Origin of the sequence: Streptomyces griseorubiginosus, assembly GCF_001514195.1 — a bacterium.
Classification (GTDB): domain Bacteria; phylum Actinomycetota; class Actinomycetes; order Streptomycetales; family Streptomycetaceae; genus Streptomyces; species Streptomyces griseorubiginosus.
The window spans coordinates 584,932-611,917 of sequence record NZ_KQ948735.1; the positions used below are offsets into that span (position 1 = coordinate 584,932).

The 26,986-nt window shown below is 70.6% G+C and carries 28 protein-coding genes; 13 read left to right on the forward strand and 15 right to left on the reverse strand.

Translation table 11 applies throughout. The annotated features are described in order from the left end of the window. Positions 1-18 precede the first annotated feature (18 nt). Both AQJ54_RS09110 and AQJ54_RS09115 read left to right on the forward strand, forming a co-directional pair. Complete coding sequence (locus AQJ54_RS09110) at positions 19-408, forward strand: RidA family protein (protein WP_062027994.1); 390 nt, start codon at positions 19-21, stop codon at positions 406-408. 10 nt (positions 409-418) lie between these two features. After that, positions 419-748 carry a YrdB family protein gene (locus AQJ54_RS09115; RefSeq protein WP_062027996.1) on the forward strand — a complete coding sequence of 110 codons (330 nt, stop codon included), beginning with the start codon at positions 419-421 and terminating at the stop codon, positions 746-748. Positions 749-757: 9 nt separating this feature from the next. Here AQJ54_RS09115 and AQJ54_RS09120 read toward each other — a convergent pair whose 3' ends face one another. Beyond that, positions 758-1,336 carry a TetR/AcrR family transcriptional regulator gene (locus AQJ54_RS09120; RefSeq protein ID WP_062027998.1) on the reverse strand — a complete coding sequence of 193 codons (579 nt, stop codon included), beginning with the start codon at positions 1,334-1,336 and terminating at the stop codon, positions 758-760. A 104-nt stretch (positions 1,337-1,440) separates the two neighbouring features. Here AQJ54_RS09120 and AQJ54_RS09125 point away from each other — a divergent pair, with 104 nt between their 5' ends. Then, positions 1,441-3,885 (forward strand): glycoside hydrolase family 3 protein, encoded by a 2,445-nt coding sequence (locus tag AQJ54_RS09125; RefSeq protein WP_062235814.1) that lies wholly within the window; start codon positions 1,441-1,443, stop codon positions 3,883-3,885. 73 nt (positions 3,886-3,958) lie between these two features. Here the strand turns inward: AQJ54_RS09125 and AQJ54_RS09130 are convergent, their stop codons facing one another. Both AQJ54_RS09130 and AQJ54_RS09135 read right to left on the reverse strand, forming a co-directional pair. Further along, a complete protein-coding gene (locus tag AQJ54_RS09130) occupies positions 3,959-4,930 on the reverse strand; it encodes an aldose epimerase family protein (protein WP_062235816.1) in 972 nt (323 codons plus the stop codon). Positions 4,931-4,940: 10 nt separating this feature from the next. After that, the gene (locus AQJ54_RS09135; protein ID WP_062235818.1) at positions 4,941-5,825 is read right to left on the reverse strand and encodes an SGNH/GDSL hydrolase family protein; all 885 of its coding nucleotides are present in this window, start codon (positions 5,823-5,825) and stop codon (positions 4,941-4,943) included. 250 nt (positions 5,826-6,075) lie between these two features. Between AQJ54_RS09135 and AQJ54_RS09140 the strand changes: the two genes are divergently transcribed. Continuing rightward, complete coding sequence (locus AQJ54_RS09140) at positions 6,076-6,570, forward strand: DUF3145 domain-containing protein (protein ID WP_062235821.1); 495 nt, start codon at positions 6,076-6,078, stop codon at positions 6,568-6,570. 112 nt (positions 6,571-6,682) lie between these two features. Here the strand turns inward: AQJ54_RS09140 and fabF are convergent, their stop codons facing one another. The 5 genes from fabF to fasR form a co-directional block, all read right to left on the reverse strand. After that, positions 6,683-7,963 carry a beta-ketoacyl-ACP synthase II gene (gene fabF / locus AQJ54_RS09145; RefSeq protein WP_020136443.1) on the reverse strand — a complete coding sequence of 427 codons (1,281 nt, stop codon included), beginning with the start codon at positions 7,961-7,963 and terminating at the stop codon, positions 6,683-6,685. Positions 7,964-8,048: 85 nt separating this feature from the next. Continuing rightward, complete coding sequence (locus AQJ54_RS09150) at positions 8,049-8,297, reverse strand: acyl carrier protein (protein ID WP_007381745.1); 249 nt, start codon at positions 8,295-8,297, stop codon at positions 8,049-8,051. A 78-nt stretch (positions 8,298-8,375) separates the two neighbouring features. Then, complete coding sequence (locus tag AQJ54_RS09155) at positions 8,376-9,374, reverse strand: ketoacyl-ACP synthase III (RefSeq protein ID WP_062028004.1); 999 nt, start codon at positions 9,372-9,374, stop codon at positions 8,376-8,378. A 16-nt stretch (positions 9,375-9,390) separates the two neighbouring features. Beyond that, complete coding sequence (locus tag AQJ54_RS09160; RefSeq protein WP_062028006.1) at positions 9,391-10,314, reverse strand: ACP S-malonyltransferase; 924 nt, start codon at positions 10,312-10,314, stop codon at positions 9,391-9,393. 89 nt (positions 10,315-10,403) lie between these two features. Continuing rightward, a complete protein-coding gene (gene fasR, locus AQJ54_RS09165; protein WP_062028008.1) occupies positions 10,404-11,609 on the reverse strand; it encodes a fatty acid biosynthesis transcriptional regulator FasR in 1,206 nt (401 codons plus the stop codon). A 92-nt stretch (positions 11,610-11,701) separates the two neighbouring features. Between fasR and AQJ54_RS09170 the strand changes: the two genes are divergently transcribed. Then, positions 11,702-12,355, forward strand: coding sequence for a pirin family protein (locus AQJ54_RS09170; protein WP_062237070.1), 654 nt, complete (start codon positions 11,702-11,704; stop codon positions 12,353-12,355). On the opposite strand, the gene AQJ54_RS09175 is transcribed toward AQJ54_RS09170, so the two are convergent. Continuing rightward, entirely contained in the window at positions 12,352-13,167 is an 816-nt protein-coding gene (locus tag AQJ54_RS09175) for a serine hydrolase domain-containing protein (protein WP_062033781.1), read from the reverse strand. The genes AQJ54_RS09170 and AQJ54_RS09175 overlap by 4 nt on opposite strands. A 19-nt stretch (positions 13,168-13,186) precedes the next feature. Next, positions 13,187-13,657, reverse strand: coding sequence for a GNAT family N-acetyltransferase (locus AQJ54_RS09180; protein WP_062235824.1), 471 nt, complete (start codon positions 13,655-13,657; stop codon positions 13,187-13,189). 97 nt (positions 13,658-13,754) lie between these two features. Between AQJ54_RS09180 and AQJ54_RS09185 the strand changes: the two genes are divergently transcribed. Continuing rightward, positions 13,755-14,222 carry a MerR family transcriptional regulator gene (locus AQJ54_RS09185; protein WP_020116113.1) on the forward strand — a complete coding sequence of 156 codons (468 nt, stop codon included), beginning with the start codon at positions 13,755-13,757 and terminating at the stop codon, positions 14,220-14,222. Further along, positions 14,219-15,235, forward strand: coding sequence for an aldo/keto reductase (locus AQJ54_RS09190; RefSeq protein ID WP_030323486.1), 1,017 nt, complete (start codon positions 14,219-14,221; stop codon positions 15,233-15,235). Before AQJ54_RS09185 ends, AQJ54_RS09190 begins: the two co-directional genes overlap by 4 nt. A gap of 52 nt (positions 15,236-15,287) precedes the next feature. Here the strand turns inward: AQJ54_RS09190 and AQJ54_RS09195 are convergent, their stop codons facing one another. Genes AQJ54_RS09195 through AQJ54_RS09205 form a run of 3 tightly spaced genes read right to left on the reverse strand, consistent with a single transcriptional unit; the run spans position 15,288 to position 18,111 of the window. Then, positions 15,288-16,145 (reverse strand): DUF4429 domain-containing protein, encoded by an 858-nt coding sequence (locus AQJ54_RS09195; protein ID WP_062235827.1) that lies wholly within the window; start codon positions 16,143-16,145, stop codon positions 15,288-15,290. Positions 16,146-16,203: 58 nt separating this feature from the next. After that, a complete protein-coding gene (locus tag AQJ54_RS09200; protein WP_062235830.1) occupies positions 16,204-17,421 on the reverse strand; it encodes an alpha/beta hydrolase in 1,218 nt (405 codons plus the stop codon). Between the two features lie 54 nt (positions 17,422-17,475). After that, on the reverse strand, positions 17,476-18,111 hold the full coding sequence (locus AQJ54_RS09205) for a TetR family transcriptional regulator (RefSeq protein ID WP_062033792.1): 636 nt from the start codon (positions 18,109-18,111) through the stop codon (positions 17,476-17,478). 66 nt (positions 18,112-18,177) lie between these two features. Here AQJ54_RS09205 and AQJ54_RS09210 point away from each other — a divergent pair, with 66 nt between their 5' ends. Together AQJ54_RS09210 and AQJ54_RS09215 are read left to right on the forward strand one after the other, a co-directional pair. Continuing rightward, on the forward strand, positions 18,178-19,797 hold the full coding sequence (locus AQJ54_RS09210; protein ID WP_062235835.1) for an MFS transporter: 1,620 nt from the start codon (positions 18,178-18,180) through the stop codon (positions 19,795-19,797). Between the two features lie 277 nt (positions 19,798-20,074). Continuing rightward, positions 20,075-20,389 carry a hypothetical protein gene (locus AQJ54_RS09215; RefSeq protein WP_062235838.1) on the forward strand — a complete coding sequence of 105 codons (315 nt, stop codon included), beginning with the start codon at positions 20,075-20,077 and terminating at the stop codon, positions 20,387-20,389. A gap of 228 nt (positions 20,390-20,617) precedes the next feature. Here the strand turns inward: AQJ54_RS09215 and AQJ54_RS09220 are convergent, their stop codons facing one another. Together AQJ54_RS09220 and aceE are read right to left on the reverse strand one after the other, a co-directional pair. Further along, positions 20,618-21,355, reverse strand: a complete 738-nt coding sequence (locus AQJ54_RS09220) for a potassium channel family protein (protein WP_062033801.1) — start codon at positions 21,353-21,355, stop codon at positions 20,618-20,620. Between the two features lie 115 nt (positions 21,356-21,470). After that, positions 21,471-24,203, reverse strand: coding sequence for a pyruvate dehydrogenase (acetyl-transferring), homodimeric type (aceE, locus tag AQJ54_RS09225; protein ID WP_062033804.1), 2,733 nt, complete (start codon positions 24,201-24,203; stop codon positions 21,471-21,473). Between the two features lie 343 nt (positions 24,204-24,546). Here aceE and AQJ54_RS09230 point away from each other — a divergent pair, with 343 nt between their 5' ends. From AQJ54_RS09230 to AQJ54_RS09245, 4 genes are all read left to right on the forward strand, one after another. Next, positions 24,547-24,978, forward strand: a complete 432-nt coding sequence (locus AQJ54_RS09230) for a DUF3052 domain-containing protein (RefSeq protein ID WP_020116104.1) — start codon at positions 24,547-24,549, stop codon at positions 24,976-24,978. Positions 24,979-25,087: 109 nt separating this feature from the next. Next, positions 25,088-25,546 carry a peroxiredoxin gene (locus tag AQJ54_RS09235; protein ID WP_062033808.1) on the forward strand — a complete coding sequence of 153 codons (459 nt, stop codon included), beginning with the start codon at positions 25,088-25,090 and terminating at the stop codon, positions 25,544-25,546. Between the two features lie 97 nt (positions 25,547-25,643). Continuing rightward, entirely contained in the window at positions 25,644-26,219 is a 576-nt protein-coding gene (locus AQJ54_RS09240) for a calcium homeostasis/redox stress adaptation protein (RefSeq protein ID WP_030323468.1), read from the forward strand. Positions 26,220-26,317: 98 nt separating this feature from the next. After that, positions 26,318-26,893 carry a TerD family protein gene (locus AQJ54_RS09245; protein ID WP_030323460.1) on the forward strand — a complete coding sequence of 192 codons (576 nt, stop codon included), beginning with the start codon at positions 26,318-26,320 and terminating at the stop codon, positions 26,891-26,893. Positions 26,894-26,986 lie beyond the last annotated feature (93 nt).

The following is a 26,986-nucleotide window of genomic DNA, read 5'->3' on the forward strand; positions in this document are numbered from 1 at the left end:
GGACCTAGCGTCGACGCCATGAAGGTCACCCTCGACAACCCCGCCGGCGCACCTCAGCCGCTGAGCCCCTACTACTCCCAGGTCGCCCGCGTCGAACAGGCCGACGGCAGCGCCCTGTTGTTCGTCTCCGGGCAGATCGCCGAGGGCGCCACGCTCGCCGAGCAGTCCCGGGGCGTCTTCGAGACCCTGGCCGCACTGCTGACCGCGCACGGGGCGAGCCTGGCCGACGTCGTCAACATCCGCACCTACCTCACCGACATCTCCGAACTGGAGCAGTACGGCGCCGTACGACGGGAGTTCCTCACCGGCACCCCGCCCACCAGCATGACCTTCGAGGTGCCCCGGCTGTTCCGCCCCGAGGCGCTCGTCGAGATCGAAATCGTGGCGGCGGTACCGGCCGCCGGGTGATACTGCGGCCATGAAGGCAGCCAACCTGGGCGTTCTCTTCCTCATCGAGCTGGGCGCCCTGGCGGGTGCCGCGTACTGGGGCTTCACCCGGGATGTCGCCACACCGCTGGCCTGGCTGCTCGGCCTTGCCGCGCCCGCCCTGCTGATCGTCCTGTGGGCGCTGTTCGGGGCGCGGAAGGCGCGCTACCCCCTGCACGGCGCGGCCCGTGTCGGATTCGAGGCGCTGTGGTTCGGCGCGGGGGCGCTCGCCCTGCTGGCCGCCGGCGACACCGGCGGGGCGGTCACGCTCGCCGTGCTCGTCGTGGTGAGCAAGTCCCTGGCCTTCAAGTGGGGCCAGTAGCAGGCGGATTCAGGCCTCCTCGCCCAGCAGTCGCAGAAAGTCCCGGAACGCCCCCGGCATGTCCACCGACTCCGGGTCCAGCAGCCACTGGTACTGGAGGCCGTCCATCACGGCCACCAGCAGCGGCGCGGTGCGTTCCGGGGTCAGGCCGTTGGGGAGCCGCTCGCCGTACTCCGCCCGCAGTGCCACCGCCATCGACTCCCGCACCCGGGTGTAGCGCTCGGTGAAGTACTCCCGCGCCGGATGTCCCTCCGTCACGCTCTCGCCGAGCAGCGCCGAGAAGGTCTGGATGATCCCGGGCCGCATCGCGTTGTACTCGACGAGCGAGGTGAGCAGGTCGACCCGCCAGCTGCCGGCCGGCACCGCGTCCCACCGGTCCCGCTCCTCCAGCACCGCCACCAGCAGCGCGTCCTTCGTCGGGAAGTGGTGCAGCAGCCCCTGCTGGGTCAGCCCGACCCGTTCGGCCACCGCGGCCAGGCTCGCGCCCCGGTAACCGCGCTCGGCGATGACCTCCAGGGCCGCCCGGACGATCTCGGCCCGGCGCTCCTCGCTTCTGGTCCTGGCGTTCATGGCGTCACCGTACGACATCACCGGGAGCTGAAAATAACAGCAAGGTAACGAAACCTACCGCTCACCAGGCAGCCGATGCACGATGGGGAGGACCGGTCGGACTTCAACGAGGAGGCACCGCCATGGCGGCACCCGAGGGACACCAGGCCACCACCCCCGCCGACCACGCCCGCGAGGCGGCCGTGGAGGCGACCCTGACCCGCCTGGACCTCGACGCCAAGGCCAGGCTCCTGGGCGGCCAGGACATGTGGTCCCTGCCCGCGCTGCCGGAGATCGGCCTGCCCTCCCTCGTCATGTCCGACGGCCCGATCGGCGTCCGCGGTGTCCGCTGGAGCGCCGACGACCCGTCGATCGCCCTGCCCTCCCCGACCGCCCTCGCCGCCGCCTGGGACCCGGAACTCGCCCGCAGGGCGGGCCGGTTGCTCGCCCAGGAAGCCCGCCGCAAGGGCGTCCACGTCCTGCTCGCCCCGACCGTGAACCTCCACCGCTCCCCGCTCGGCGGCCGCCACTTCGAGGCCTACAGCGAGGACCCGTACCTCACCGGCCGGATCGCCGCCGGATACGTCACCGGCGTCCAGGAGGGCGGTGTCGGCACCACCGCAAAGCACTTCGTCGCCAACGACGCCGAGACCGACCGCTTCACGGTGAACAACCTGGTCTCCGAACGCGCCCTGCGCGAGCTGTACCTGGCGCCCTTCGAGCACATCGTGGAGAACGCCCACCCGTGGGGCATCATGACCGCCTACAACACGGTCAACGGCACGACGATGACCGAGCACCACCACCTCGTCAACGAAGTCCTGCGCGGCGAATGGGGCTTCGACGGCTGCAACGTCTCCGACTGGATGGCCGCCCGCTCCACCAAGGGCGCCATCGAGGGCGGCCTCGACATCGCCATGCCCGGCCCCGCGACCGTCTACGGCGAACCCCTCGCCCGCGCCGTACGCAGCGGCGAGGTCGAGGAGAGCACGGTCGACACCGCCGTACGCAACGTGCTGCGGCTCGCCGCCCGCGTGGGCATCCTTGAGGGCGCCGAGCCCGTCGTCACCGAACTGCCCCCGCCCGTCGACGGCGAGGCCCTGGCCCGCGAGATCGCCCGCCGCTCCTTCGTGCTGGTCCGCAACCAGGGCGCGCTGCCGCTGAAGCCGGGCACCGTCGCGCTCAGCGGCGCCGCCGCCCGCGACGCCCGCATCCTCGGCGGCGGCTCCGCCACCGTCTTCCCGGACCGGATCGTCTCCCCGCTCGACGGCCTCACCGCCGCCCTCCCCGAGGGCTCGGTGAGCTACCGCGTCGGCGCCGACCCGAACACCGAACTCGCGGTAGCGGAGAAGGGGTTCAGCCTCCGGGCGATCTGCCGGGACGCGGACGGCACCGTCCTCGGCACCCGCTCCGCCCCCAACGGCCAGATCCAGTGGATGGGTGCGGACCTCCCCGAGGGCGTCACCCACGACCGCCTCCACACCGTCGAGCTGACCGGCACCTTCACCCCGCGCGAGACCGGCACCCACACCTTCGGCATCAAGGGGCTCGGCGCCTTCCGGCTGGCCGTGGACGGCACCACCCACTACGACGACGTCCAGCGCGCCGACAAGGACGACCCGTTCGTCTCCTTCTTCGGTGCGCCCGAACCCCGCGCCGAGGTCGGACTGACCGCGGGCGAGCCGGTCGAGGTCTCCCTCACCCACGTCGTCGACCTCCCCGACGACCTGCCCATGAAGGTCGTCGGGTTCGCCCTCGCCCACCTGGACCCGCGGCGCGACCCGGACGAGCTGATCGCCGAGGCCGTGGAGGCGGCCCGGCACGCGGACACCGCCGTCGTCGTGGTCGCCACCACCGACCGCGTCGAGTCCGAGGGCTACGACCGCAAGGACCTCACCCTGCCCGGCCGGCAGGACGACCTGGTTCGCGCGGTCGCCGCCGCCAACCCGAACACCGTCGTGATCGTCAACTCCGGCTCCCCGGTGGAACTGCCCTGGCGGGCGGACGTCTCCGCGATCCTGCTCGGCTGGTTCCCCGGCCAGGAGGGCGGCGCCGCCCTCGCCGACGTCCTCACCGGCGCCCACGAGCCCGGCGGCCGGCTCCCCACCACCTGGGGCACCCTGGCCGACGCCCCGGTCACCCGGGTCGTCCCGGTGAACGGAGAACTCCCCTACGACGAAGGCGTCTTCATCGGCTACCCGGCCTGGGAGAGGGCGGGCCGCACCCCGGCCTACCCGTTCGGCCACGGCCTCGGCTACACCGACTGGACCTACGAGTCCGTCGAGGTCCAGGGCGCCACCGTGCGGGTCCGGCTGCGCAACTCCGGCAGCCGCGCGGGCCGCGAGGTCGTCCAGGTCTACCTGGCGCCCGAGCCCGACCCCGAGCGCCCGGGCCGCAGGCTCGCCGGGTTCGCGGGAGCCGAGGCCGGCCCCGGCGAGAGCGTCGAGGTCACCGTGGAGATCCCGCGCCGGGCTTTTGAGATCTGGGACGAGAAGACCTCGTCGTGGGCGTATGTGAAGGGTTCGTACGAGATCCAGGTGGGACGCTCGATCGAGGACCGCCGGGTCACCGCGACGATTAACGTCTGATATCAGGGGGTGCGACCCCCGCACAAGCAGCCCCGGCCCGGGACCTGACCCCTGGGCCGGGGCTCGTTCGTGCTCAGCGGGTACCGAAGCCGTACACCGTCTCCGACCGGTACACCTCACCCGGCCGCAGCACCGTGCTCGGGAACTCCGGGCGGTGGGGGGAGTCCGGGAAGTGCTGGGTCTCCAGCGCGATGCCGTCGCCGGGCGTGAAGGGCTCGGGCAGGTGGTCCGCGGTGTACAGCTGGAGCCCCGGCTCGGTGGTCGACACCGTCAGCACCCGCCCGGACGCCGGGTCGTACAGCTCGGCCACCTCCACGGCCTGCTCGGTGAGCCCCTTGTCGAGCACGAAGTTGTGGTCGTACCCGGCCCCGACCTTGCGCGCCTGACGGAAGTCGAACCGGGTGCCCTCGACCTCCTCGATCCCCGTCGGGATCAGGTCCGCGTCGACCGGCGTGAACCGCGAGGCGTCGATCCGCAGCTCGTGCCCGCCCGCGTTCCCCGACCCGGACAGGTTGAAGTAGCTGTGGTTGGTCAGGTTCACCAGGGTCGGCGCGTCGGTGACCGCCTCGTACGAGATCCGCAGCGCGCCCGACTCGTCCAGCGCGTAGGTCCCGGAGACCTCGAGACGGCCCGGGAAGCCCTCCTCGCCGTGCGGGCTGACCCGGCTCAGCCGCACCCCGAACTCCCCGGCCGGCTCCAGGTCCCACACCCGCTTGTCGAAGCCGTTCTCCCCGCCGTGCAGGGAGTTGGGAGCGTTGTTCGCCGCGAGCGCGTACGTCCGCCCGTCCAGCTCGAAACGGGCGCCCGCGATCCGGTTCGCGTACCGCCCGACGAAGGCGCCGAGATAGGGACCGGAGTGCTCCAGGTACCCGTCCAGATCGGCGAACCCCAGCACCACGTCAGCGGTCCGCCCCTGCCGGTCCGGGACCTCGACCGACTGCACGATCCCGCCGTAGGACAGGATCCGCACGCGCACGCCCGCGCGCTCCAGGGTCCAGCGGTGGACCGGTGTGCCGTCGGGAAGCGTGGCGAAGAGTTCGTTCATGTGCGGAACTTTAAGTCACGGCCTTGACCTTGCGGTATGCGATCTCCGCCAGCCGTGCCTGGCCGTTCACGCTCGGATGGAACCAGTCCCAGTGACTGAGCTGGTCGGTGCCGAAGCGGTAGTCGTACACCGCGCCCCCGTCGTACCGGCAGTGCGCGTCCTTCGCGCACACCTGCTTCAGCACGGCGTTGTACTCCTCCACCCGCTTCTGCACGGTGTCCCGGCGCTCGGTCGCCGCCGCGTCCACGGCGTCCGCGTCGGCCAGCATCGACGGGCACACGCCGAGCTTCCACACCTGCTTGCCCAGCGGGTTGGTCCGCCCCTGGGACCACAGCCGCTTGAGGTTGGGCACGCTCGCCACGTACACCTGCGCCTTCGGGGCCTTCCGGCGCAGCACGCTCAGGGCGTCCTCGAACCCGGCCCGGAACTCGGACACCGGGGTCATCGCCGCCGTGGAGTCCCGGCAGGCGTCGTTGGCACCCACCATCACCGTCACCAGCGCCGGCGCGCGCGAGGCCGCCTGGGACATCTGCGCGGACAGATCGGCCATCCGCGACCCGGACACCGCGTAGTTCCAGCTGCGCTCGGCCGCCCTGGCCTTCCCCAGCAGCCGTACGGCCAGCGAGTCGACCTGCGCGCTGCCCCCGGTGGCCCAGGAGACGTCGGGGCAGTCCGTCAGCACCCCGCACGCGTCGAAGCCACGGGTGATGGAGTCGCCGACGGCGGCCAGCGAGGCCGGGCTGCTGTCCCAGGCGGGCGTCGGCTTCGGCGAGGGCTTCGCCCTGGCGGTCGGCGCCGCCGAGTCGCCGCCCACGGCGTCGCACCCGGCGACGCCCACAAGAGCCGCGGTCAGGACGGCGGCGACGGCCCGCGAGCGATGGCCCTGCTTGCGCATCCGTGGTGTTCCCCTCGTGAAATGGTGGTCCGTTCATAACAACGCGCCCGAGTTCCCGGCGGCCCCGAGGGAACGATCGGGACCCGTACTAGCGTCCTGCCGGGTGAATGGCGGGCGTTTCGGGGCATCGGGACCGACGGTACGTCACACTCCTTGCGCCGCCGCACGGTAGCCTCGCCCTCAACGTGGCCGGTCGGCATCGCCGCCGTGCCGGCCAGCAAGACCTGTCCCGCTCTGCCCGGAGGTCCCGGTGACGACACGTGGAGTTCTGTACGTGCACTCCGCGCCGCGCGCGCTGTGCCCGCACGTCGAGTGGGCGATCGCCGGGGTGCTCGGCACGCGCGTCAACCTCGACTGGATCCGGCAGCCCGCCGCGCCCGGCACCTGGCGCTCGGAGTTCTCCTGGAAGGGCGAGGTCGGCACCGCGTCCAAGCTCGCGTCGGCGCTGCGGGGCTGGCACCTGCTGCGCTTCGAGGTCACGGCCGAGCCTTGCGCCACCGCCGAGGGCGAGCGCTACAGCTGCACCCCCGAACTGGGCATCTTCCACGCGGTCACCGGGATCCACGGCGACATCCTGATCCCGGAGGACAGGTTGAGGGCAGCCCTCACGCGCTCCCAGCGGGGAGAGACGGACCTGGAGGCCGAGCTGTCCAAGCTCCTCGGCAAGCCCTGGGACGACGAGCTGGAGCCGTTCCGGTACGCCGGCGAGGGAGCCCCGGTCCGCTGGCTGCACCAGGTGGTGTGAAGGCGCCCCTTCAGGGGCGCGGGGAACGGCGCGACCAGCCCCCACCGACCCGCAGACGAAAAGCGGCCCGGCCTCCATCTGGAGACCGGGCCCATTTCGGCTGACGGCGTTCTCAGACCGTCCGGAACGCCAGCACCACGTTGTGCCCGCCGAAGCCGAACGAGTCGTTCAGCGCGGCGATACGGCCCTCCACGGGCAGCTTGCGCGCCTCGCCGCGGACGACGTCGGCGTTGGCCTCCGCCTCCGGGTCGAGGTTCTCGACGTTGATGGTCGGCGGAGCCACCCGGTGGTACAGGGCGAGGACGGTCGCGACCGTCTCGATGCCACCGGCGCCACCCAGCAGGTGACCGGTCATCGACTTGGTCGCCGAGACCGCCATGTGGTCGGCGTCGTCCCCGAACACCTTGCGCAGCGCCTTGAGTTCGGCGATGTCACCGGCCGGCGTCGACGTGGCGTGCGCGTTGACGTGCACGATCTCCGCCGGGTTCAGGTCGGTGTTCTCGAGCAGGTGCTGGAGGGCGGCCGAGATGCCGCGGCCCTCCGGCTCGGGCTGCACGATGTCGTGGGCGTCGGCGGAGATGCCCTGGCCGACCGCCTCGGCGTACACCCGGGCCCCGCGCCTGGCGGCGTGCTCCGCGGACTCCAGGACGACCACACCCGCACCCTCGCCGAGGACGAAGCCGTCCCGGGCGGTGTCGTAGGGACGCGAGGCGCCCTGCGGGTCGTCGTTGTTCTTGGACATCGCCATCATGTTGCCGAACGCGGCGATGGGCAGCGGGTGGATCGCCGCCTCGGTGCCACCGGCGACGACGATGTCGGCGCGGCCGGTGCGGATCATCTCGATGGCGTAGCCGATGGCCTCGGCGCCCGAGGCGCACGCGGAGACCGGCGTGTGCACGCCCGCACGGGCGCCCACCAGCAGGCCCACGTTGGCCGAGGGACCGTTCGGCATGAGCATGGGAACGGTGTGCGGGGAGACGCGGCGGACGCCCTTCTCCTTCAGCACGTCGTACTGGTCCAGGAGGGTCGTCACACCGCCGATGCCGGAGGCGATGACGGCGCCGAGGCGGTCCGGGTCGACGTCGCCGACCGAGCCCTCCTCACCGGCCTTGCCCTCGAAGCCCGCGTCGGCCCACGCCTCCTTGGCGGCGACCAGCGCGAACTGTGCCGAGCGGTCGAGGCGCCGGGCCTGCGGCCGCGGGATCACCTCGGTCGGCTCCACGGCGACGGGCGCCGCGATACGGACCGCCTGGTCGGCGGCCCACTCCTGCTCGAGGGGCTTGACGCCGGACTTGCCGGCGACCAGACCCTCCCAGGTAGAGGCTGCGTCGCCACCCAGCGGTGTGGTTGCGCCGATACCGGTGACGACCACGGTGCGATTGGTCGGGCTCACGGGAAATCTTTCTCCAACGGTACGAGGATTAAGCGGCGCCACCGCCGGGTGGCGGGGCCGGTCAGCGTCCGGCCCAAGCAGGGGCTCAGGCCTGGTGCTTGAGGATGTAGTCGGTCGCGTCGCCGACCGTCTTGAGGTTCTTGACGTCGTCGTCCGGGATCTTGACGTCGAAGCGCTCTTCGGCGGCGACGACGACCTCGACCATGGACAGCGAGTCGACGTCCAGGTCGTCGGTGAAGGACTTGTCCAGCTGGACGTCCTCAACCGGGATGCCGGCGATCTCGTTCACGATGTCGGCGAGACCGGCGACGATCTCTTCCTGAGTGGCGGCCATGTTGGCGCTCCTTCGTTTTCTTATCCAGAGGGTTGGCAGTGTTTTCCGTCCCGGACCGGTCGATCCGGCACGGAGTGCCTAGGGGAGGGTAACGACAGTGGCGGCGTAGACGAGACCCGCCCCGAATCCGATGACGAGCGCGGTGTCGCCGCTCTTCGCCTCGCCGGTCGCCAGAAGCCGCTCCATGGCGAGCGGGATCGAGGCGGCCGAGGTGTTGCCGGTGGTGCGGACGTCACGCGCGACCGTGACGTGCTCCGGCAGCTTCAGCGTCTTCACCATCGAGTCGATGATCCGCTCGTTGGCCTGGTGGGGGATGAAGACGTCCAGGTCGTCCGGGCTGATCCCGGCCGCGTCCAGCGCCTGCTGGGCGACCTTCGCCATCTCGAACACGGCCCAGCGGAACACCGCCTGGCCCTCCTGCGTGATCGCAGGGAACTTGTCGGTGGAGCTGTCGTACTCGTTCCACGCCACGGTCTGCTTGATCGTCTCGGACTTGTCGCCCTCGGAACCCCAGACCGTGGGGCCGATGGCCGGCTCCTGTGAGGGCCCCACGACGACCGCGCCGGCGCCGTCGCCGAACAGGAAGGCGGTGGCCCGGTCCTCCAGGTCGGTCAGGTCGCTCAGCCGCTCGACGCCGATCACCAGCACGTACTCCGCGCTGCCCTCGACGATCATGCCCTTGGCGAGCGTGAGGCCGTAGCCGAAGCCCGCGCAGCCCGCGGAGATGTCGAACGCGGCGGCCTTGTCCGTGCCCAGCTTGTCGGCGATCTCGGTCGCCACGGCCGGGGTCTGCTTGAAGTGCGAGACGGTCGAGACGATCACGCCGCCGATCTGCTCGGCGGAGATCCCGGCGTCGGCGATCGCCTTGCCGGACGCCTCGATCGACATGGCGGCGACGGTCTCCTCGTCGTTCGCCCAGTGCCGGGTCTGGATGCCGGAGCGCGAGCGGATCCACTCGTCGGAGGAGTCGATCGTCTCGAGGATCACCTCGTTCGGCACGACCCGGGTCGGGCGGTAGCCGCCGACCCCGAGGATGCGCGCGTACGGGGCGCCCTTGCTGGGCTTGATCTTCGACATGCTCTCGTGCTCCTTCTCAGGCACCGTGCTCGGCGATGAGCTCGCGAGCAGCGTCGAGGTCGTCGGGGGTCTTGAGCGCCAGCGTGGTCACACCGGGCAGCGCGCGCTTGGCGAGGCCGACCAGCGTGCCGCCGGGGGACACCTCGATGAGCGCGGTGGCGCCGAGCTCCTTGAAGGTCTCCATGCACAGGTCCCAGCGGACCGGGTTGGCGACCTGGCCGACCAGCCGCTCCAGCACCTCGGCGCCGGTGGCGACGGCCTGGCCGTCCTTGTTGGAGACGTACGTGACCGTCGGGTCGGCCGGGGTCAGGTCGGCGGCGGCCTTGGCCAGCGCGTCGACCGCGGGGGCCATGTGGTGCGTGTGGAAGGCGCCGGCGACCTTGAGCGGGACGACCTTGCGGACACCCTCGGGCTTGTCGTCGTTCAGCGCGGCGAGCTGCTCCAGCGTGCCCGCGGCGACGATCTGACCGGCGCCGTTGACGTTCGCCGGGGTCAGGCCCAGCTTCTCCAGGTGCGCGACGGAGACCTCCGGGTCGCCGCCGAGCAGCGCCGACATGCCGGTCTCGGTGATCGCGGCGGCGTCGGCCATTGCCAGGCCCCGCTTGCGGACGAGGGTGAGGGCGGCGGTGTCGTCCAGGACGCCCGCGAAGGAGGCGGCGGTGATCTCACCGACGCTGTGCCCGGCGACCGCTCCGGGGGCGATGTCGGCGATGGCACCGAGTGCCGAGGCGGACAGGATCCCGGCCGCGACCAGCAGCGGCTGGGCCACCGAGGTGTCCCGGATGGCGTCGGCGTCGGCCTGTGTGCCGTAGTGGGCGAGATCCAGTCCGATGGCGTCGGACCACGCGGCGACGCGGTCCGCGGCACCGGGGAGTTCGAGCCAGGGGGTCAGGAAGCCGGGCGTCTGGGCGCCCTGGCCGGGAGCGACGAGTACGAGCACTCTCACACTCTCTCTTGAGGGCGGCCCAAGCCGCCCGTGGGGACAGGGACGAAGAACGTGTGGGGGTTTTGTTGGCCCCCGACAAAAGCCTAGGGCTGGAGATCACCGTCGGCCAGACGCCCCAGGATGAGCGCGATCCGCAGGGTGAACGCCGACCGTACATCGGAAGGCGACCATCCGGTGACGTCAGTCACACGTCGAAGCCGGTAGCGCACGGTGTTGGGATGCACGAAAAGCATCCGGGCCGCACCCTCCAGACTGGACGCCTGTTCGAGGTAGACGGACAGGGTTTCGAGGAGCGCGGAACCGGCCTCCTCCAGCGGTCTGTAGATCTCCTCCACCAGCTGCTCGCGCGCACTGGGATCACCGGCCATCGCGCGTTCCGGAAGCAGGTCGTCCGCCAGCACCGGGCGCGGGGCGTCCTGCCAGGCCGAACACGCCTTCAGCCCCGCGGCGGCCGCCTGCGCGGACCGGGTCGCGGCCAGCAGATCGGGGACGACGGGACCGGCGACCACCGGTCCGGCCGCATACGGTCCGATCAGCGACTTGGCCACGGCCAGCGGGTTGTCGCTGCCGCCCGCGATGACGACGAGCCGCGCTCCGAGCACCCCGGTCAGCACCTGGAGCTTGGCGTGCCGGGCGGCCCGCCGGATGGCCTCCACGGTCAGCTCGGAGTCCCCGTCGGGGGCCGTGCCCAGCACCACGCACACGTGCTCCGGGGCGTTCCAGCCCAGCGCCGCCGCCCGGCTCACGGCCCCCTCGTCGGCCTCCCCGCTCAGCACGGCGTTCACCACCAGGGACTCCAGGCGGGCGTCCCAGGCACCGCGTGCCTCGGCGGCCTGGGCGTAGACCTGGGCGGTGGCGAAGGCGATCTCACGGGCGTAGACCAGCAGGGCCTCGCGCAGCACGGACTCGTCACCGGGGGCCGCGACCTCGTCGATCGCGCTCTCCATCACCTCGATCGTGGTGCGCACCATCTCCACGGTCTGCCGCAGCGTGATGGCCCGGGTCAGCTCCCGGGGAGCGGTGCCGAACACGTCGGTGGAGATGGCCTGCGGGGCGTCCGGCTGCCGGAACCACTCGGTGAAGGCCGCGATACCGGCCTGGGCGACCAGCCCGATCCAGGAACGGTTCTCCGGGGGCATCGCCCGGTACCACGGCAGCGTCTCGTCCATCCGCGCGATGGCCTGCTGGGCCAGCGACCCGGACGACTTCTCCAGCCGCTTCAGGGTCGCGGCGTGAGCATGGACGACGGACGCGGCGGGATCGGACTTGCGGAGTTCGGGTTCGGGCACGTGGACAAGACTGCCTTATCCGGACGTCAGTGCGCGCCGCCGGGGTTGTGCTTGACGGTCCGGACATGTCGCCGCGGGTCTACCGTGGTCCCGTGACGGACGTGTGGCGCGCTGCGGAGCGTTATCCAGGTGGGGATCCCGGGGCCGGTATCGAGTCGTGGCACGCCTTCTCGTTCGGGCCGCACTACGATCCCGGCAATCTGCGGTTCGGCGCGCTGATCGCGTGCAACGAGGAGCGGCTGGTGCCCGGTGCCGGGTTCGACGAGCACCCGCACAGCCACACCGAGATCGTGACCTGGGTGGTCGAGGGGGAGCTCACGCACCGCGACTCCACCGGGCACGAGACGGTCGTACGGGCCGGAGACGTGCAGCGGCTCAGCGCCGCCGCGGGCGTGCGGCACGTCGAGCGCAACGACGCCGACACCCCGCTGACCTTCGTGCAGACCTGGCTGGCACCCCTGGAGCCGGGCGGCGAGCCGTCGTACGAGATCGTCCGGGGGATCGCCGACTCGACGCCGTACGCGATCCCGGAGGCCGGCGCGATGCTGCACGTGCGGCGGCTGGCCGCGGGGGAGCGGACCGCGGTGCCGGACGGGCCGTTCGTCTACGTCCACGTCGTGCGCGGAGACGTGCGGCTGGACGGCGAGGAGCTGGGCCCCGGTGACGCGGCCCGGGTCACCGACGCGAAGGAACTGGACGCGGTGGCGGTGACCGGGGCCGAACTGCTGCTGTGGGAGATGTCCTAGAGCTCGGAGCGCACCGCGTCGGTGAAGGGCGGCCACGCCTCGACCGCCCAGGGCCCGAAGGCGCGGTCGGTCAGGGCCACGCAGGCCGCCCGCGCGTCCGGGTCGATCCACAGGAACGTACCGGACTGGCCGAAGTGCCCGAAGGTGCGCGGTGAGGACGAGGAGCCCGTCCAGTGCGGGGACTTGGAGTCGCGGATCTCGAAGCCCAGGCCCCAGTCGTTGGGGTTCTGGTGGCCGTAGCCGGGCAGCACGCCCTTCGTGCCCGGGTACTGGACCGTCATCGCCTCGGCGACCGTGCGCGGGTCCAGCAGCCGCGGCGCCTGCACCTCCGCGGCGAACCGGAGCAGGTCCTCGACCGTCGAGACCCCGTCCTTCGCCGGGGAGCCCGTGAGCGACGTCGACGTCATGCCCAGCGGCTCCAGGACCGCCTGCCGCAGGTACTCCGCGAACGGGATGTCCGTGGCCTTGGCGAGATGGTCGCCGAGCTGCTCGAACCCGGCGTTCGAGTACAGCCGCCGCTCCCCGGGCGGGGCGGTGACCCGGTGCTCGTCGAAGGCCAGCCCCGAGGTGTGCGCGAGCAGATGCCGCACGGTCGACCCGCTCGGCCCGGCCGGCTCGTCGAGCTCGATCGCGCCCTCCTCGTACGCGACGAGGACGGCGTAGGCCGCGAGCGGCTTGGTGACCGAGGCCAGCGGGAAGCGGTGGGTCACCGGACCGTGGGTGCCGAGGACCGTGCCGTCGGCCCGCACCACCCCCGCCGCGGAGGTGGGAACCGGCCAGTTCTCGATCAGCGCGAGGCTCTGCAACGACATGCCGTCGAGGTTAAGCCGCTCACAGCTTCAGGATCATCGTGGGGTCCGGCTTGGTGACGAACCCGAGGTCGCTGTAGAGCGGCTCGGCCTCCGGGGACGCGGTCAGCATGACCTGTCCGGCACCCCGCTCGCGGAACCACGCCAGCAGTTCGTCCATGCACGCCCGCGCGTACCCCCGCCGCCGGGCGCCCGGATCGGTGGCGACGCTGAAGACGTACCCGGCGAGACCGTGCGGGTTGCCCGCCTTGCCGATCCGGTAGTCGAGGGTCCCGACCACCAGCGCGGCCAACGCCCCCGGCCGGTCCGGGTGATCGACGACGAAGGCCGCGAAGTCCCCGTCCGGCTCGCCCAGTCTCTCCCGCAGCGACGGCAGCGCCTCGGCGTGCCACCCCATGGAGGCGTCCCCGCCGGGCAGCGCGTCGATCATCACCTGGCGCAGCCGCAGCACTTCCTCGGCGTCCTCGGGCAGGGCCCGGCGTACGAGACTCATGTCCCGCAGGCTAGTCACCCGGTCCGTGCGCGGTCCTGCCGATTTCTTACCGGTACCGCTTGCTTGGAGTGCACTCCAAGGCCATAGCGTTGAGGTCATGACGGTGATGGAGACCACGAGTACCAGGACCGACAGCTGTGCCGCCCCGCCGCACCCGCACCGGCGCCCCAACGGCCAGGACAGCTACACGATCAGCGAGGTCGTCGCCTTCACCGGCCTGACCGCGCACACCCTGCGCTGGTACGAGCGCATCGGCCTGATGCCGCACATCGACCGCTCGCACACCGGCCAGCGCCGCTACAGCAACCGTGACCTCGACTGGCTCGCCTTCGTCGGCAAGCTCCGGCTCACCGGCATGCCGGTCGCCGACATGGTCCGGTACGCGGAACTGGTGCGGGAGGGCGACCAGACCTTCGGCGACCGCTTCAAGCTGCTCGAGGCGACCCGCCGGGACGTGCTGGCCCGGATCGCGGAACTCCAGGACACCCTCGCCGTTCTGGACCACAAGATCAGTTTCTACGCCGAGGCCGGCAGCGCCGACTGGGAGAAGGAGAAGGCAGGATGACCGACAGCAGGATCCCCACCGCACGACTGGGCGAGAACGGCCCGGAGGTCGGCGTCCAGGGACTCGGCTGCATGGGCATGAGCTTCGCGTACGGCCCCGTGGACGCGGAGGCGTCCCGGGCCACCCTGGAGCGGGCCCTGGAGCTCGGGATCACGCTCTACGACACGGCGGACGCCTACGGCCAGGGGGAGAACGAGAAGTTCCTGTCCCCATTCTTCAAGGCCCACCGCGACGAGGTCGTGATCGCCACCAAGTTCGCCCTGTCGATACCCGCGGACGACCCGACCCGGCGGATCATCCGCAACGACCCGCCGTACATCCGCCAGGCCGTCGAGGCGAGCCTGAAGCGCCTGGACGTCGACGTCATCGACCTCTACTACATGCACCGGCGCGATGTGAACGTGCCGATCGAGGAGTCCGTCGGCACGATGGCCGAACTGGTGCGCGAGGGCAAGGTCAAGCACCTGGGCCTGAGCGAGGTCACCGCGGGCGAGCTGCGCGCGGCCCAGGCCGTCCACCCGATCGCCGCCGTGCAGTCGGAGTGGTCCCTGTTCAGCCGGGACATCGAGGCCAAGGTGGTCCCGGCCGCCCGTGAACTCGGCGTCACCCTCGTCCCGTACTCCCCGCTCGGCCGCGGCTTCCTCACCGGCTCCTTCACCGACGCCGCCAAGGACCTCACCGCCGACGACTTCCGCCGCCAGCAGCCCCGCTTCACGGGCGACAACGCTGCGGCGAACGCGGCCCTGCTGGAGCCGATCCGCCAGGTCGCCGACGCCCACGGAGTCTCCCTGGGTCAGGTCGCCCTGGCCTGGGTCCAGCAGCAGTCCGAGGTCCACGGCCTCCCGGTCGTCCCGATCCCGGGCACCCGCAAGCCGGCCCGGGTCGAGGAGAACGCGGCCGCGACGGGCATCGAGCTCACCAAGGAGGAACTGGAGCTGCTGGAGCCGATCGCCGGCCAGGTGGCGGGCGACCGGTACGCGGACATGCGGTTCTCGTCGGCGGGCCGGGAGTGAGCCAGCCGGCCACCGATCACCCGACTGTCACCAAAGTCATGACCAGGTACAGCTAGAGCTCCGCCAGCAGTTCCGCCTTCTTCACGGAGAACTCCTCGTCGGTGACCAGCCCGGCCTGGTGCAGCTCCCCGAGGTGGCGGATCCGCTCGGCGATGTCCGCGGGGTCCCGGCGCGGCGCGGCCACGGCCGTGACCGCCGCCGTGGCCCCGCGCTGCTTCACCGCGGCCAGCACCGCGGCGGCGAAGGGCAACGACTCGTGCACGGGCCCGTACCCGAGCCCGAACACCACGGCCGCCGGGTCCTGGTCCGCCTGCACCGGCCCCGGCTCCCCGCGGAGCAGCCGCAGATGCCCCTCGAAGACCTCCGGTGACCGCCACTCGACACCCGTCAGCTCGGACACCGGGAAACTCTGGTCCCCGGCCTTCCACTTCGCCGAGGACGCTCCCGTCCAGAACCACCGGAAGCCGACGGTACGGCCGTCGAAGGACGCCTTCCCGTCGTACGCCTTGAACTGCAACGGCACTTCGGGCGCCGCGACCAGGAAACGATCCGCCTGCTCGTCGTCCTCCTTGAGCAGCCCGCGCAGCTCGTCCCGGTAGTACTCGGCGAGCGTCTCCTTGTCCGCCGGCAGCACCAGCCGGTACGGATCGCACCCTTCCTTCAGCTGCCCCGCCGCCGCCTCCATGAGGGGGTCCGCCCCCGGTCGCGGTACGGCGTGCAGCACCACTGTGCCCCGCTTGCCGGGAGACAGGGTCACCCCGGAGATCGCCCCCAGGGGGACCCGTCGTTCGCCCAGCGCCTGGAAGAGCTTCGGCGTGCGGATCCCCCGTTCGTAGCGGATGAGCACGGAGTCGGACTCGAACTCCCAGGCGGCATGAAATCCGGCCAGTACGTCACCCATGCGGGTCATCGTATGCGGCACGAGCTCCTTCGTCCCCTCCTCGCGCAGACCGCGGTTCCTGCGGTCTCTACGCGCGTCCGGCCGTGGCCGTGCCGGACAAACCGGCACGGCAGGCTTCGTCCTCGTGGGCGCACCGCACCGAGCGGTATGCGCCAACGCCGATGTCGGCGAAGTTGTCGAGACTCTCCGTTCCGGGTTGGAAGTAACCGGCGTGGCCGTCCGCACCCTGCGCGGACAGCACCCGGGCACCGAACGCGGAGGACACCGGGTCGGCGCCGTGGCCGAGCCCGCCGAGCTCCAGGTACGGCACGTCCTGGATCCAGTCGTCGGCGTCCCGCATCGCCCACACCCGCGCGGAGGTGCGCAGATGGGAGGCGTTGGCGACCCGCATCCCGGGGCTGCCGGCCACCGCGATGTCGGCCACCCGGGCGGGCAGCGTGTGCGCGGCGACCCCGCACACCACGGAGCCGTAGCTGTGGCAGAACAGGGAGACGGGGGTGGCGCCGGGCAGCGCGCGCACCAGCGCGTTCAGCCGTACGGCGCCGCTCTCGGCGCGCATCGCGGTGGCCGATTCGATGCCGAGTCCGGCGGGGGCGGTGTAGTCGGCCCAGGCGATCACCGCCGTACGCGTGGCCGGGCTCGCCGCGCGCTCGGCCTGGTACAGGGCCTTGGCCATGCCGACCGGGGCGGACCAACTGCGGTTGGTGCGCTGGAAGGTGAGCAGGTCGGTGTCGACACCCGGCACGACGACCGAGACCCGCTCCGCCGTGCGCAGGTCGCCGAAGACCTCGGCGACCCGGCCGGAGCCGTCGGGGTCGAAGGCGAGGATGTGGCGGTCGGGGGCGGTCAGCGCCTCGAAGCGGCGCATCCGCTCGCCCGCCTCCTGCTGGCCGGAGGGCGTGAGCCGGGGGTCGTGCATGCGTGCACGCTCGACGCCACGGGCCTGGAGCAGCGCGAGGCGGTTGGCCTGGTAGCGCAGTCCGACCGGGGCGCCGTTCATGTTGCCGACCGCGAGCGGGTAGCGCTGCGCGAGGTGGACGCGCTCCTGCGAGCCGAGCTTCGCGAAGTACCGGGAGAGCAGCGCGGGGGAGGCGTCCGGGTCGGGCAGCCGGTGTCCGTGGAGCCGGCCGTGCGTCCAGGAGTCGAGGGAGGCCTGGAGCGGGGTGGTCTCGCGCTGGTTGTGCAGCGCGGTCCACCCGGTGGTCGCCAGCATCACGAACACCACGGCCAGCGCGAGCAGTACGCGCCAGACGCTGAGTTGCGGGGAGGTGTCGAAGGAAGTCACTGAAAGGACACACTAGGAGAACGGGACGGTCTCGGGTTAATCGAGTGACGGGTATCACGTTTTGGTGTAAGGGAGCCACTTGCCCGCCAGGGCCGGTCCCAGCAGTTCCAGGTGGGAGACCGTCAGCTCCCGCATGGCCTCCAGGCTGAAGTCCCCGTCCGTCATCCAGCGGCGTTCCGTCATCCGCATCACCCCGCCGAAGGCGGCCACGGTCAGGCGTGGCCGCGGGTCGGTCTCCGGGTCGAGGCCCTCGCGTTCGGCGAGCACCTGTGCGAGGACCTCCTCGGCCTCCACCGAGCGCCGCAGATGGGCGGCGAGCAGCACGGGGGTCGATTCGATCACCCGGTACAGGGCGAGGAACCGCTCCACCGGTACGACCGAGTCCACGACCTCGTGCAGGGTGTCCCAGCCCTCCAGGACGGCCTGGCGCAGCGCCTGGAGCGGCGGCTCGTGCGCGGGGCGCGCGCGTACCGCCTCGACGAAGTGCGCGACCGTCATCTCGTCGAGCGCGAGGGCCGCGTCCTCCTTGCCGGCGAAGTAGCGGAAGAAGGTGCGCTGCGAGACGCCGACGGCGTCGGCGATGTCGTCGACGGTCGTGCCTTCGTAGCCGCGGGTGGTGAACAGTTCGACGGCGACCCGGAGGAGTGCCTCCCGGGTGCGCTGCTTCTTGCGTTCGCGCAGGGTTTCCATTGGTGTCAGTTACCGACTTGTGAATTGGTTTGTCAATTGTCAGTGGCTGTCACTAGCCTCGAACACATGACTAGTCAGACCACCCTCGACACGACGGGACCGGGGGACGGGGCGTCGCCGTCCGCGTCGGATCAGGTGCCCGCCTCCGGGCTGCGCGGACACCCCTGGCTCACCCTCCTGACCGTGGCTGTCGGCGTCATGATGGTCGCCCTGGACGGCACCATCGTGGCCATCGCCAACCCGGCCATCCAGGCCGACCTCAAGGCGAGCTTCGCGGACGTCCAGTGGATCACCAACGGCTACTTCCTCGCCCTGGCGGTCGCCCTGATCACCGCGGGCAAGCTCGGTGACCGCTTCGGCCACCGCCAGACCTTCCTGATCGGCGTGGTCGGCTTCGCCGCCGCCTCGGGCGCGATCGGGCTCTCCAGCTCCATCGCCGCCGTCGTCACCTTCCGCGTCCTCCAGGGCCTGTTCGGGGCGCTGCTGATGCCGGCCGCGCTCGGTCTGCTGCGGGCCACCTTCCCGGCCGAGAAGCTCAACATGGCGATCGGCATCTGGGGCATGGTCATCGGCGCCTCCACCGCCGGCGGCCCGATCCTCGGCGGTGTCCTCGTCGAGCACGTCAACTGGCAGTCGGTGTTCTTCATCAACGTGCCGGTGGGCGTCCTCGCGCTCGTCCTCGGTGTGCTGATCCTGCTCGACCACCGTGCGGAGAACGCCCCGCGCTCCTTCGACCTGCTGGGCATAGCCCTGCTGTCCGGCGCGATGTTCTGCCTGGTGTGGGCGCTCATCAAGGCCCCGACCTGGGGCTGGGGCGACGGACTGACCTGGACCTTCATCCTGGCCTCCCTGGCGGGCTTCGCCCTCTTCGCCCTCTGGGAGACGAAGGTCAAGGAGCCGCTGATCCCGCTCGCGCTGTTCCGCTCGGTGCCGCTGTCGGCGGGTGTGGTCCTGATGGTCCTCATGGCGATCGCGTTCATGGGCGGCCTGTTCTTCGTGACCTTCTACCTCCAGAACGTGCACGGCATGAGCCCGATCGACGCCGGTCTCCACCTGCTCCCGCTCACCGGGATGATGATCGTCGGCTCCCCGCTCGCGGGCGTGCTGATCACCAAGCTCGGCCCCCGTATCCCGCTGGCCGGCGGTATGGCGTCGGTGGCGATCGCGATGTTCGGCATGTCGACGCTGGAGACGGACACCGGCAGCGCGGTCATGTCGCTCTGGTTCGCCCTGCTCGGCCTCGGCCTCGCGCCGGTGATGGTCGGCGCCACCGAGGTCATCGTCGGCAACGCGCCCATGGAGCTGTCCGGTGTGGCCGGCGGTCTCCAGCAGGCCGCGATGCAGATCGGCGGCAGCCTCGGTACGGCCGTGCTGGGCGCCGTGATGGCCTCCAAGGTGGACGGCGACCTCGCGGGCAACTGGAAGGACGCGGGCCTGCCCCCGCTCACGCCGGCCCAGCTGGACCAGGCGTCCGAGGCGGTCCAGGTGGGTGTGCCGCCGGTCACCAAGGGGACTCCGCCGGAGATCGTCGCGAAGATCACCGATGTCGCCCACGACACCTTCATCTCCGGGATGAGCCTGGCGTCCCTGGTCGCCGCCGGGGTTGCGGCGTTCGCCGTCCTGGTGGCCCTGCTCACCAAGCGCGGGGTGAACGCCGAGGCGGGGGCGGGCGTGGGACACATCTGAGCAAGAACCGCAGGTCACGCCTGACGGGACGTCAGCGTTCTTCCCCTATCAGGGTGAAGGGGCTAAAGATTTCTCGCACCCGGTACGCGCCGCAGGTCACAGTAAGTCATGCCCTCCGCACGGCACATCTCGTGTGACGGGGAGGGCGGACGGCGCTGCGGCGCGCTGCCGGAGGGGGGCGGCGCGCCGCAAGGCCGGAGGATTATCGGCCTGAACCGGGGTACTCGCATCGTTGAACCCAAGACGAACCCAACCAACCGAGGGTGTCAGGGAGTTGATGATGGCGGGCTTCGGACAGGGAACGCGCAGGTACCCCCGATCACGTGGCCGTACGTGGTCACGGAGCGGGCCGGATCGCGCGACGCTCGGGATCATCGGAGTCATCTGCGCGGTGGCCGGTTTCTTCGTGCTGGGCATCGTTCTAGGCCCCGTTGCGATGGTCTGTGGTTGGCTCGCGATGGGTCGCAGCTGGTCGGGCGGCGGCAACCGCGCCTGGCCGGCCTTGGTCGCCTTCGTACTGGGCGCCATCGACACGCTCCTGGCGATCATCTGGCTCGTCGGAGCGGCCACCCCGGGCACCGGCATGTTCTGACCCGGGGCGCGTGAGGGAAGGGCCCCCGGTGGGACGACCGAGGGCCCGCCTCATGCCTGCCGACGGCTGAGCGGCTCCGGGACTGTTCCCCAGAGAGGCCGGTACCCGTGTGCTCACGGGCTGCTTCGTGCCGGGCGTCATCCGTGGCCCCTCACGATCAGCTGCGGCCCGCTCGCAATGGCCGCCGGGTGAGAGCCCAAGCCGGCCGCGTCCTCGGCGGAGTCCCCGTCAGCCGCCGACGGACGTCTTGCGCAAGGCCGCCACCTCGGCTCGTAGTGCGCGGACCTCCTCTGTCAGGGCTCTGATCGCCTCCGTCTGTTCGCGTTCCTCCACGTCGTCCTTCTCGAAGCGTTCGATGAACCAGGCGGCGATGTTCGCGGTGACGACACCGAGGAGGGCGATGCCGGAGAGCATCAGCCCGACCGCGATCATCCGGCCCAGGCCGGTCGTCGGGGCGTGGTCGCCGTAGCCAACCGTCGTCATCGTGGTGAAGGACCACCACACCGCGTCACCCAGCGTCCGGATGTTCCCGTTCGGTGAGTCCCGCTCCACCGAGAGCACCGCCAGCGAGCCGAACATCAGCAGCCCGACGACCGCCCCGCCCACGTACGTCGTCACCCTGATCTGCGAGGCCATCCGCGCCCGCCGCCCCACCAGCAGCAGCGTGGAGACCAGCCGCAGCAGACGCAGGGGCTGTATGAGCGGGACCACCACGGCACACAGGTCCATCCAGTGCTGCCGTACGAACCCCCGGCGGTCCCGCGACAGCGACAACCGCATCAGGTAGTCGACCGCGAAGAACCCCCACACCACCCACTCGGCCACCGTGCACGCCGCCGTCAGCGAATGCCCCGCCGAGGTGTCCACGATCGGCACGGCATAGGCGACGGCGAACAACACCGCGAGGGCCAGCAGGGGCCGCTGAGTGTGCTGTTCCCAACGGTCCTGCGCCGACTGTTCCTTCATGTCCGCATAGTAGAGAAACGGTAAAGGGCGGTGAGCCTTAGAGCCCACCGCCCCTGCAACCCCCAGGGGCGCGGGGAACTGCGCGACCAGCCCCCACGCGCCCGCAGCCGAAGAACTACGCGTCGCCCCCAGCCGCACCCGGGTCAGCCGCCGACACATCCAGCAACTGGTACCGGTCGATCGCCTGCTTCAGCACCGACCGGTCCACCTTCCCCTCCCGCGCCAGCTCCGTCAGCACGCCCACCACGATCGACTGCGCGTCGATGTGGAAGAACCGCCGGGCCGCCCCGCGGGTGTCCGCGAAGCCGAACCCGTCCGCGCCCAGCGACTGGTACGTCCCCGGCACCCACCGCGCGATCTGGTCCGGAACCGCCCGCATCCAGTCGGACACGGCCACGAACGGACCCTCCGCGCCGGCGAACTTGCGCGTCACGTACGGCACCCGCTGCTCCTCCTCGGGGTGCAGCAGGTTGTGCTCCTCGCAGGCCACCGCGTCGCGCCGCAGCTCGTTCCAGGAGGTCGCCGACCAGACGTCGGCCTTGACGTTCCAGTCCTCGGCGAGGATCTTCTGCGCCTCGACCGCCCACGGCACCGCCACCCCGGACGCGACGATCTGCGCCGGGATCGACCCCGCCACACCCTCGCTGAAGCGGTAGACGCCCTTGAGGATGCCCTCCACGTCCACGTTCTCCGGCTCGGCCGGGTGCTGGATGGGCTCGTTGTAGACGGTGAGGTAGTAGAAGACGTCCTCACTGTCCGGGCCGTACATCCGCCGCAGACCGTCCTGCACGATGTGCGCGATCTCGAACCCGAACGCCGGGTCGTACGCCACACAGCCCGGGTTGGTCGAGGCGAGCAGCTGCGAGTGGCCGTCCGCGTGCTGGAGCCCCTCACCGGTCAGCGTCGTACGGCCCGCGGTCGCGCCCAGGACGAAACCGCGCGCCAGCTGGTCCGACATCTGCCAGAACTGGTCGCCGGTGCGCTGGAAACCGAACATCGAGTAGAAGACGTAGACCGGGATCAGCGGCTCGCCGTGGGTGGCGTACGCCGAACCCGCCGCGATCAGCGAGGCCGTGCAGCCCGCCTCCGAGATGCCGTCGTGCAGCATCTGGCCCGTCGGCGACTCCTTGTACGCCAGCAGCAGCTCGCGGTCCACCGACTCGTACTGCTGCCCGAGCGGGTTGTAGATCTTCGCACTCGGGAAGAACGAGTCCATGCCGAAGGTGCGGTACTCGTCCGGCGCGATCAGCACGAACCGCTTGCCGATCTCCTTGTCCCGCATGAGGTCCTTGAGCAGCCGTACGAAAGCCATGGTGGTGGCGATCGACTGGTGCCCGGAGCCCTTCTTCACGGTCGCGTACGTCTTGTCGTCCGGCAGTGCGAGCGGCTCGGCGCGCACCACACGCGTGGGGACGTAACCGCCAAGACCCTGCCGGCGGTCGTGCATGTACTGGATCTCCTCCGAGTCCCGGCCCGGGTGGTAGTAGGGCGGCGCGCCCGACTCCAGCTCCTTGTCGGAGATCGGCAGGTGCAGCCGGTCGCGGAAGCGCTTGAGGTCGTCGACCGTCAGCTTCTTCATCTGGTGCGTGGCGTTGCGGCCCTCGAAGTTGGGGCCCAGCGTCCAGCCCTTGACGGTCTTCGCGAGGATGACCGTCGGCTGGCCCTTGTGCTCCACGGCCGCCTTGAACGCCGCGTAGATCTTCTTGTGGTCGTGCCCGCCGCGGCCCAGGTGCAGGATCTGGTCGTCGGTCATGCCCTCGACCATCGCGCGCAGCCGCTGGTCGTCGCCGAAGAAGTGCTCGCGGATGTAGGCGCCCGACTCGGTGGCGTAGGTCTGGAACTGGCCGTCCGGAGTGGTGTTCATCCGGTTGACCAGGATGCCGTCGCGGTCCTGCGCGAGCAGCGGGTCCCAGGTGCGGTCCCAGATCAGCTTGATGACGTTCCAGCCGGCGCCCCGGAAGACCGACTCCAGCTCCTGGATGACCTTGCCGTTGCCGCGCACCGGGCCGTCGAGGCGCTGGAGGTTGCAGTTGACGACGAAGGTCAGGTTGTCCAGGCCCTCGCGGGCCGCGATGGTCAGCTGGCCGAGCGACTCCGGCTCGTCCATCTCGCCGTCGCCGAGGAACGCCCACACCTGCGACTTGCTCGTGTCCGCGATCCCGCGCGCGTGCATGTAGCGGTTCATCCGGGCCTGGTAGATCGCGCCGATCGGGCCGAGGCCCATCGACACGGTCGGGAACTCCCAGAAGTCCGGCATGAGCCGCGGGTGCGGGTAGGAGGACAGGCCGTGCGGGGCCTTCGACTTCTCCTGGCGGAACGCGTCGAGGTTGGCCTCGCTCAGCCGGTCCAGGAGGAACGCGCGGGCGTAGATGCCGGGGGAGGCGTGGCCCTGGAAGAAGACCTGGTCACCGCCGTCGCCCTCGTCCTTGCCGCGGAAGAAGTGGTTGAAGCCGACGTCGTAGAGGGAGGCGGAGGAGGCGAAGGTGGCGATGTGGCCGCCGACGCCGATCCCGGGACGCTGGGCGCGCGAGACCATCACGGCCGCGTTCCACCGGGTGGCGTTCAGGATCTTGCGCTCGATCTCCTCGTTGCCCGGGAAGAACGGTTCAGCCCTGGTCGGGATGGTGTTCACGTAGTCCGTGCTGCGCATCTCGGGCACGGCCACGCGCTTCTCACGGGCCCGCTCGATGAGCCGCAGCATCAGATAGCGGGCCCGCTCCCGGCCGCGCTCGTCCACGGCGGCGTCGAGGGAGTCGAGCCACTCCTGGGTTTCCTCGGGATCGAAGTCAGGAACCTGACTCGGAAGGCCGCCAATGATGATCGGGTTGCGATCGGATCCGGAAGCCACGCTGTTCCTTACCTGTCAGAGGGCCGTATTTCTAGAGGTCTGCACCGCTCCCCATCGTGTACCTCGGGGGGCCAAACGTCATCTCTACTCCGGGGTAACCCAAGGCCCTTTACCCGGGTATGGTTCCCAAACACGCAAAGAGGGCAGAAAGGTGTGGCATGCGTCACGACGTGACCGCGACGATGTGCCTGGAGTTGCGGTGACACGTTCCGGAACGTCACCGTTTCGGCCGTCAGAAACGCCGGGTACTTGCGCGATCCGCCCCGCCCGTGTGGACTACGGCCATTGCTTCGCGCACGCGCGTGGCTGATACATACCCAAAGACAAGATCAGGAGGCACCCCGTGAGCGCGACCGCGGACCACGCGGAGACGAGCCCTGCCGTGAGGCTGGGGTTCCAGCCCGAGCAGGTGGTCCAGGAGATCGGCTACGACGACGACGTAGACCAGGAGCTCCGCGAGGCCATCGAGCAGGTCATCGGCAGCGACCTTGTGGACGAGGACTACGACGACGTCGCCGATGCCGTGGTGCTCTGGTTCCGTGACGAGGACGGCGACCTGACCGATGTGCTGGTGGACGCCACCACGTACATCGAGGAGGGCGGCTCGATCCTGCTGCTGACGCCGAAGACCGGCCGGGACGGCTACGTCGAGCCGAGCGACATCTCCGAAGCCGCGACGACGGCGGGCCTGTCCGCCTCCAAGAGCGTCAGCGTGGGCAAGGACTGGAGCGGCAGCCGGCTGGTGACGCCCAAGGCGGCCAAGTCCAAGAAGTAGCCCTGTGGGACCGGACGGGCCGGTACGACCGGCCCGTCCGCTTCCGTGCGGTGATCGCTGCGTAGGGTGGTTCCGTCACTCGAACAGCTCCCGAAGGGACATCCACGCGATGGCGATCCAGGTCGGCGACAAGGCCCCCGACTTCGAGCTCAAGGACAACCACGGACGCACCGTGAAGCTGTCCGACTTCCGCGGCGGCAAGAACGTCGTGCTGCTCTTCTACCCCTTCGCCTTCACCGGCGTGTGCACCGGTGAGCTGTGCGAGCTGCGTGACAACCTTCCGCAGTTCTCCGACCGCGACACCCAGCTGCTCGCCGTCTCCAACGACTCCATCCACACCCTGCGCGTCTTCGCCGAGCAGGAGGGCCTGGAGTACCCGCTGCTCAGCGACTTCTGGCCGCACGGCGAGGTCTCCCGCGCCTACGGCGTCTTCGCCGAGGACAAGGGCTGCGCGGTCCGCGGCACCTTCGTCATCGACAAGGAGGGCGTGGTCCGCTGGACCGTCGTCAACGCCCTGCCGGACGCCCGGGACCTGAACGAGTACGTGAAGGCGCTCGACACCCTGTGATTGTTCGCCTCCAGGGACTGCGTGGGCCGGGAACCCCTCACTAGGATCGAATCGTTGATCCGGCAGCATCACACACCAGCAAACCTATGGAGGACTCGTGGGAGTCAGCCTCAGCAAGGGCGGCAACGTATCGCTGACCAAGGAGGCCCCGGGCCTGACCGCGGTCATCGTCGGTCTGGGGTGGGACGTCCGCACCACGACCGGCACCGACTTCGACCTCGACGCCAGCGCACTGCTGCTGAACTCGGCGGGCAAGGTCGCCAGCGACGCCAACTTCGTCTTCTTCAACAACCTCAAGAGCGCGGACGGCTCCGTCGAGCACACCGGCGACAACATCACCGGTGAGGGCGAGGGCGACGACGAGCAGATCAAGGTCAACCTCGCCGCGGTCCCGGCCGACGTCGACAAGATCGTCTTCCCGGTCTCGATCTACGACGCCGAGAACCGCCAGCAGTCCTTCGGCCAGGTGCGCAACGCGTTCATCCGCGTCGTGAACCAGGCCGGCGAGGCGGAGATCGCCCGCTACGACCTCTCCGAGGACGCGTCCACGGAGACGGCCATGGTCTTCGGCGAGCTGTACCGCAACGGCGCCGAGTGGAAGTTCCGCGCCATCGGCCAGGGCTACGCCTCGGGCCTGCGCGGCATCGCCCAGGACTTCGGCGTCAACGTCTAGGGCCGCTCCCGGTCACCCGTCCGGCGTCGCACCGTTTGCGTGCGGCGCCGGACGCGCAGGTACAGCACAGCAGCACTCTCCCGGGGAGGGAACAGCACATGGGCGTCACGCTCGCCAAGGGGGGAAACGTCTCCCTGTCCAAGGCCGCACCCAACCTCACCCAGGTGATGGTCGGGCTCGGCTGGGACGCGCGCTCCACCACCGGAGCCGACTTCGACCTCGACGCCAGCGCCCTGATGTGCGCGGGCGGGCGGGTCATGGGCGACGAGTGGTTCATCTTCTACAACCAGCTCAAGAGCCCGGACGGGTCCGTGGAGCACACCGGCGACAACCTCACCGGTGAGGGCGAGGGCGACGACGAGTCGCTCCTGATCGACCTCTCCAAGGTGCCGGCCGGCTGCGACAAGATCGTCTTCCCGGTCTCCATCCATGACGCCGACAACCGCGGCCAGACCTTCGGCCAGGTCAGCAACGCCTTCATCCGGGTGGTCAACCAGGCCGACGGCCAGGAACTGGCCCGCTACGACCTCTCCGAGGACGCCTCCACCGAGACCGCGATGATCTTCGGCGAGGTCTACCGGTACCAGGGCGAGTGGAAGTTCAGGGCGGTGGGGCAGGGGTACGCGTCGGGGCTCAGGGGCATCGCCCTGGACTTCGGGGTCAACGTCTCATAACGCGATATGAGCAAAAGCCGGGGCAGGGCGGGCGGCGAACGGGGCCCGACTAGACTTCGGCTTCAAAAGTTCGTAAAGCCGAGTGCGGCACGG

What these genes read in the sequence shown, in the direction of transcription:
- AQJ54_RS09205 (WP_062033792.1), bottom strand. Translation starts at nt 18,111, where the DNA reads ATGGAAACCCTGCGCGAACGCAAGAAGCAGCGCACCCGGGAGGCACTC.
- AQJ54_RS09130 (WP_062235816.1), bottom strand. Translation starts at nt 4,930, where the DNA reads ATGAACGAACTCTTCGCCACGCTTCCCGACGGCACACCGGTCCACCGC.
- AQJ54_RS09210 (WP_062235835.1), top strand. Translation starts at nt 18,178, where the DNA reads ATGACTAGTCAGACCACCCTCGACACGACGGGACCGGGGGACGGGGCG.
- AQJ54_RS09115 (WP_062027996.1), top strand. Translation starts at nt 419, where the DNA reads ATGAAGGCAGCCAACCTGGGCGTTCTCTTCCTCATCGAGCTGGGCGCC.
- AQJ54_RS09110 (WP_062027994.1), top strand. Translation starts at nt 19, where the DNA reads ATGAAGGTCACCCTCGACAACCCCGCCGGCGCACCTCAGCCGCTGAGC.
- AQJ54_RS09185 (WP_020116113.1), top strand. Translation starts at nt 13,755, where the DNA reads ATGACGGTGATGGAGACCACGAGTACCAGGACCGACAGCTGTGCCGCC.
- AQJ54_RS09175 (WP_062033781.1), bottom strand. Translation starts at nt 13,167, where the DNA reads ATGTCGTTGCAGAGCCTCGCGCTGATCGAGAACTGGCCGGTTCCCACC.
- AQJ54_RS09150 (WP_007381745.1), bottom strand. Translation starts at nt 8,297, where the DNA reads ATGGCCGCCACTCAGGAAGAGATCGTCGCCGGTCTCGCCGACATCGTG.
- AQJ54_RS09125 (WP_062235814.1), top strand. Translation starts at nt 1,441, where the DNA reads ATGGCGGCACCCGAGGGACACCAGGCCACCACCCCCGCCGACCACGCC.
- AQJ54_RS09195 (WP_062235827.1), bottom strand. Translation starts at nt 16,145, where the DNA reads ATGACCCGCATGGGTGACGTACTGGCCGGATTTCATGCCGCCTGGGAG.
- AQJ54_RS09120 (WP_062027998.1), bottom strand. Translation starts at nt 1,336, where the DNA reads ATGTCGTACGGTGACGCCATGAACGCCAGGACCAGAAGCGAGGAGCGC.
- AQJ54_RS09245 (WP_030323460.1), top strand. Translation starts at nt 26,318, where the DNA reads ATGGGCGTCACGCTCGCCAAGGGGGGAAACGTCTCCCTGTCCAAGGCC.
- AQJ54_RS09235 (WP_062033808.1), top strand. Translation starts at nt 25,088, where the DNA reads ATGGCGATCCAGGTCGGCGACAAGGCCCCCGACTTCGAGCTCAAGGAC.
- AQJ54_RS09135 (WP_062235818.1), bottom strand. Translation starts at nt 5,825, where the DNA reads ATGCGCAAGCAGGGCCATCGCTCGCGGGCCGTCGCCGCCGTCCTGACC.
- AQJ54_RS09155 (WP_062028004.1), bottom strand. Translation starts at nt 9,374, where the DNA reads ATGTCGAAGATCAAGCCCAGCAAGGGCGCCCCGTACGCGCGCATCCTC.
- AQJ54_RS09220 (WP_062033801.1), bottom strand. Translation starts at nt 21,355, where the DNA reads ATGAAGGAACAGTCGGCGCAGGACCGTTGGGAACAGCACACTCAGCGG.
- AQJ54_RS09190 (WP_030323486.1), top strand. Translation starts at nt 14,219, where the DNA reads ATGACCGACAGCAGGATCCCCACCGCACGACTGGGCGAGAACGGCCCG.
- AQJ54_RS09215 (WP_062235838.1), top strand. Translation starts at nt 20,075, where the DNA reads ATGATGGCGGGCTTCGGACAGGGAACGCGCAGGTACCCCCGATCACGT.
- AQJ54_RS09180 (WP_062235824.1), bottom strand. Translation starts at nt 13,657, where the DNA reads ATGAGTCTCGTACGCCGGGCCCTGCCCGAGGACGCCGAGGAAGTGCTG.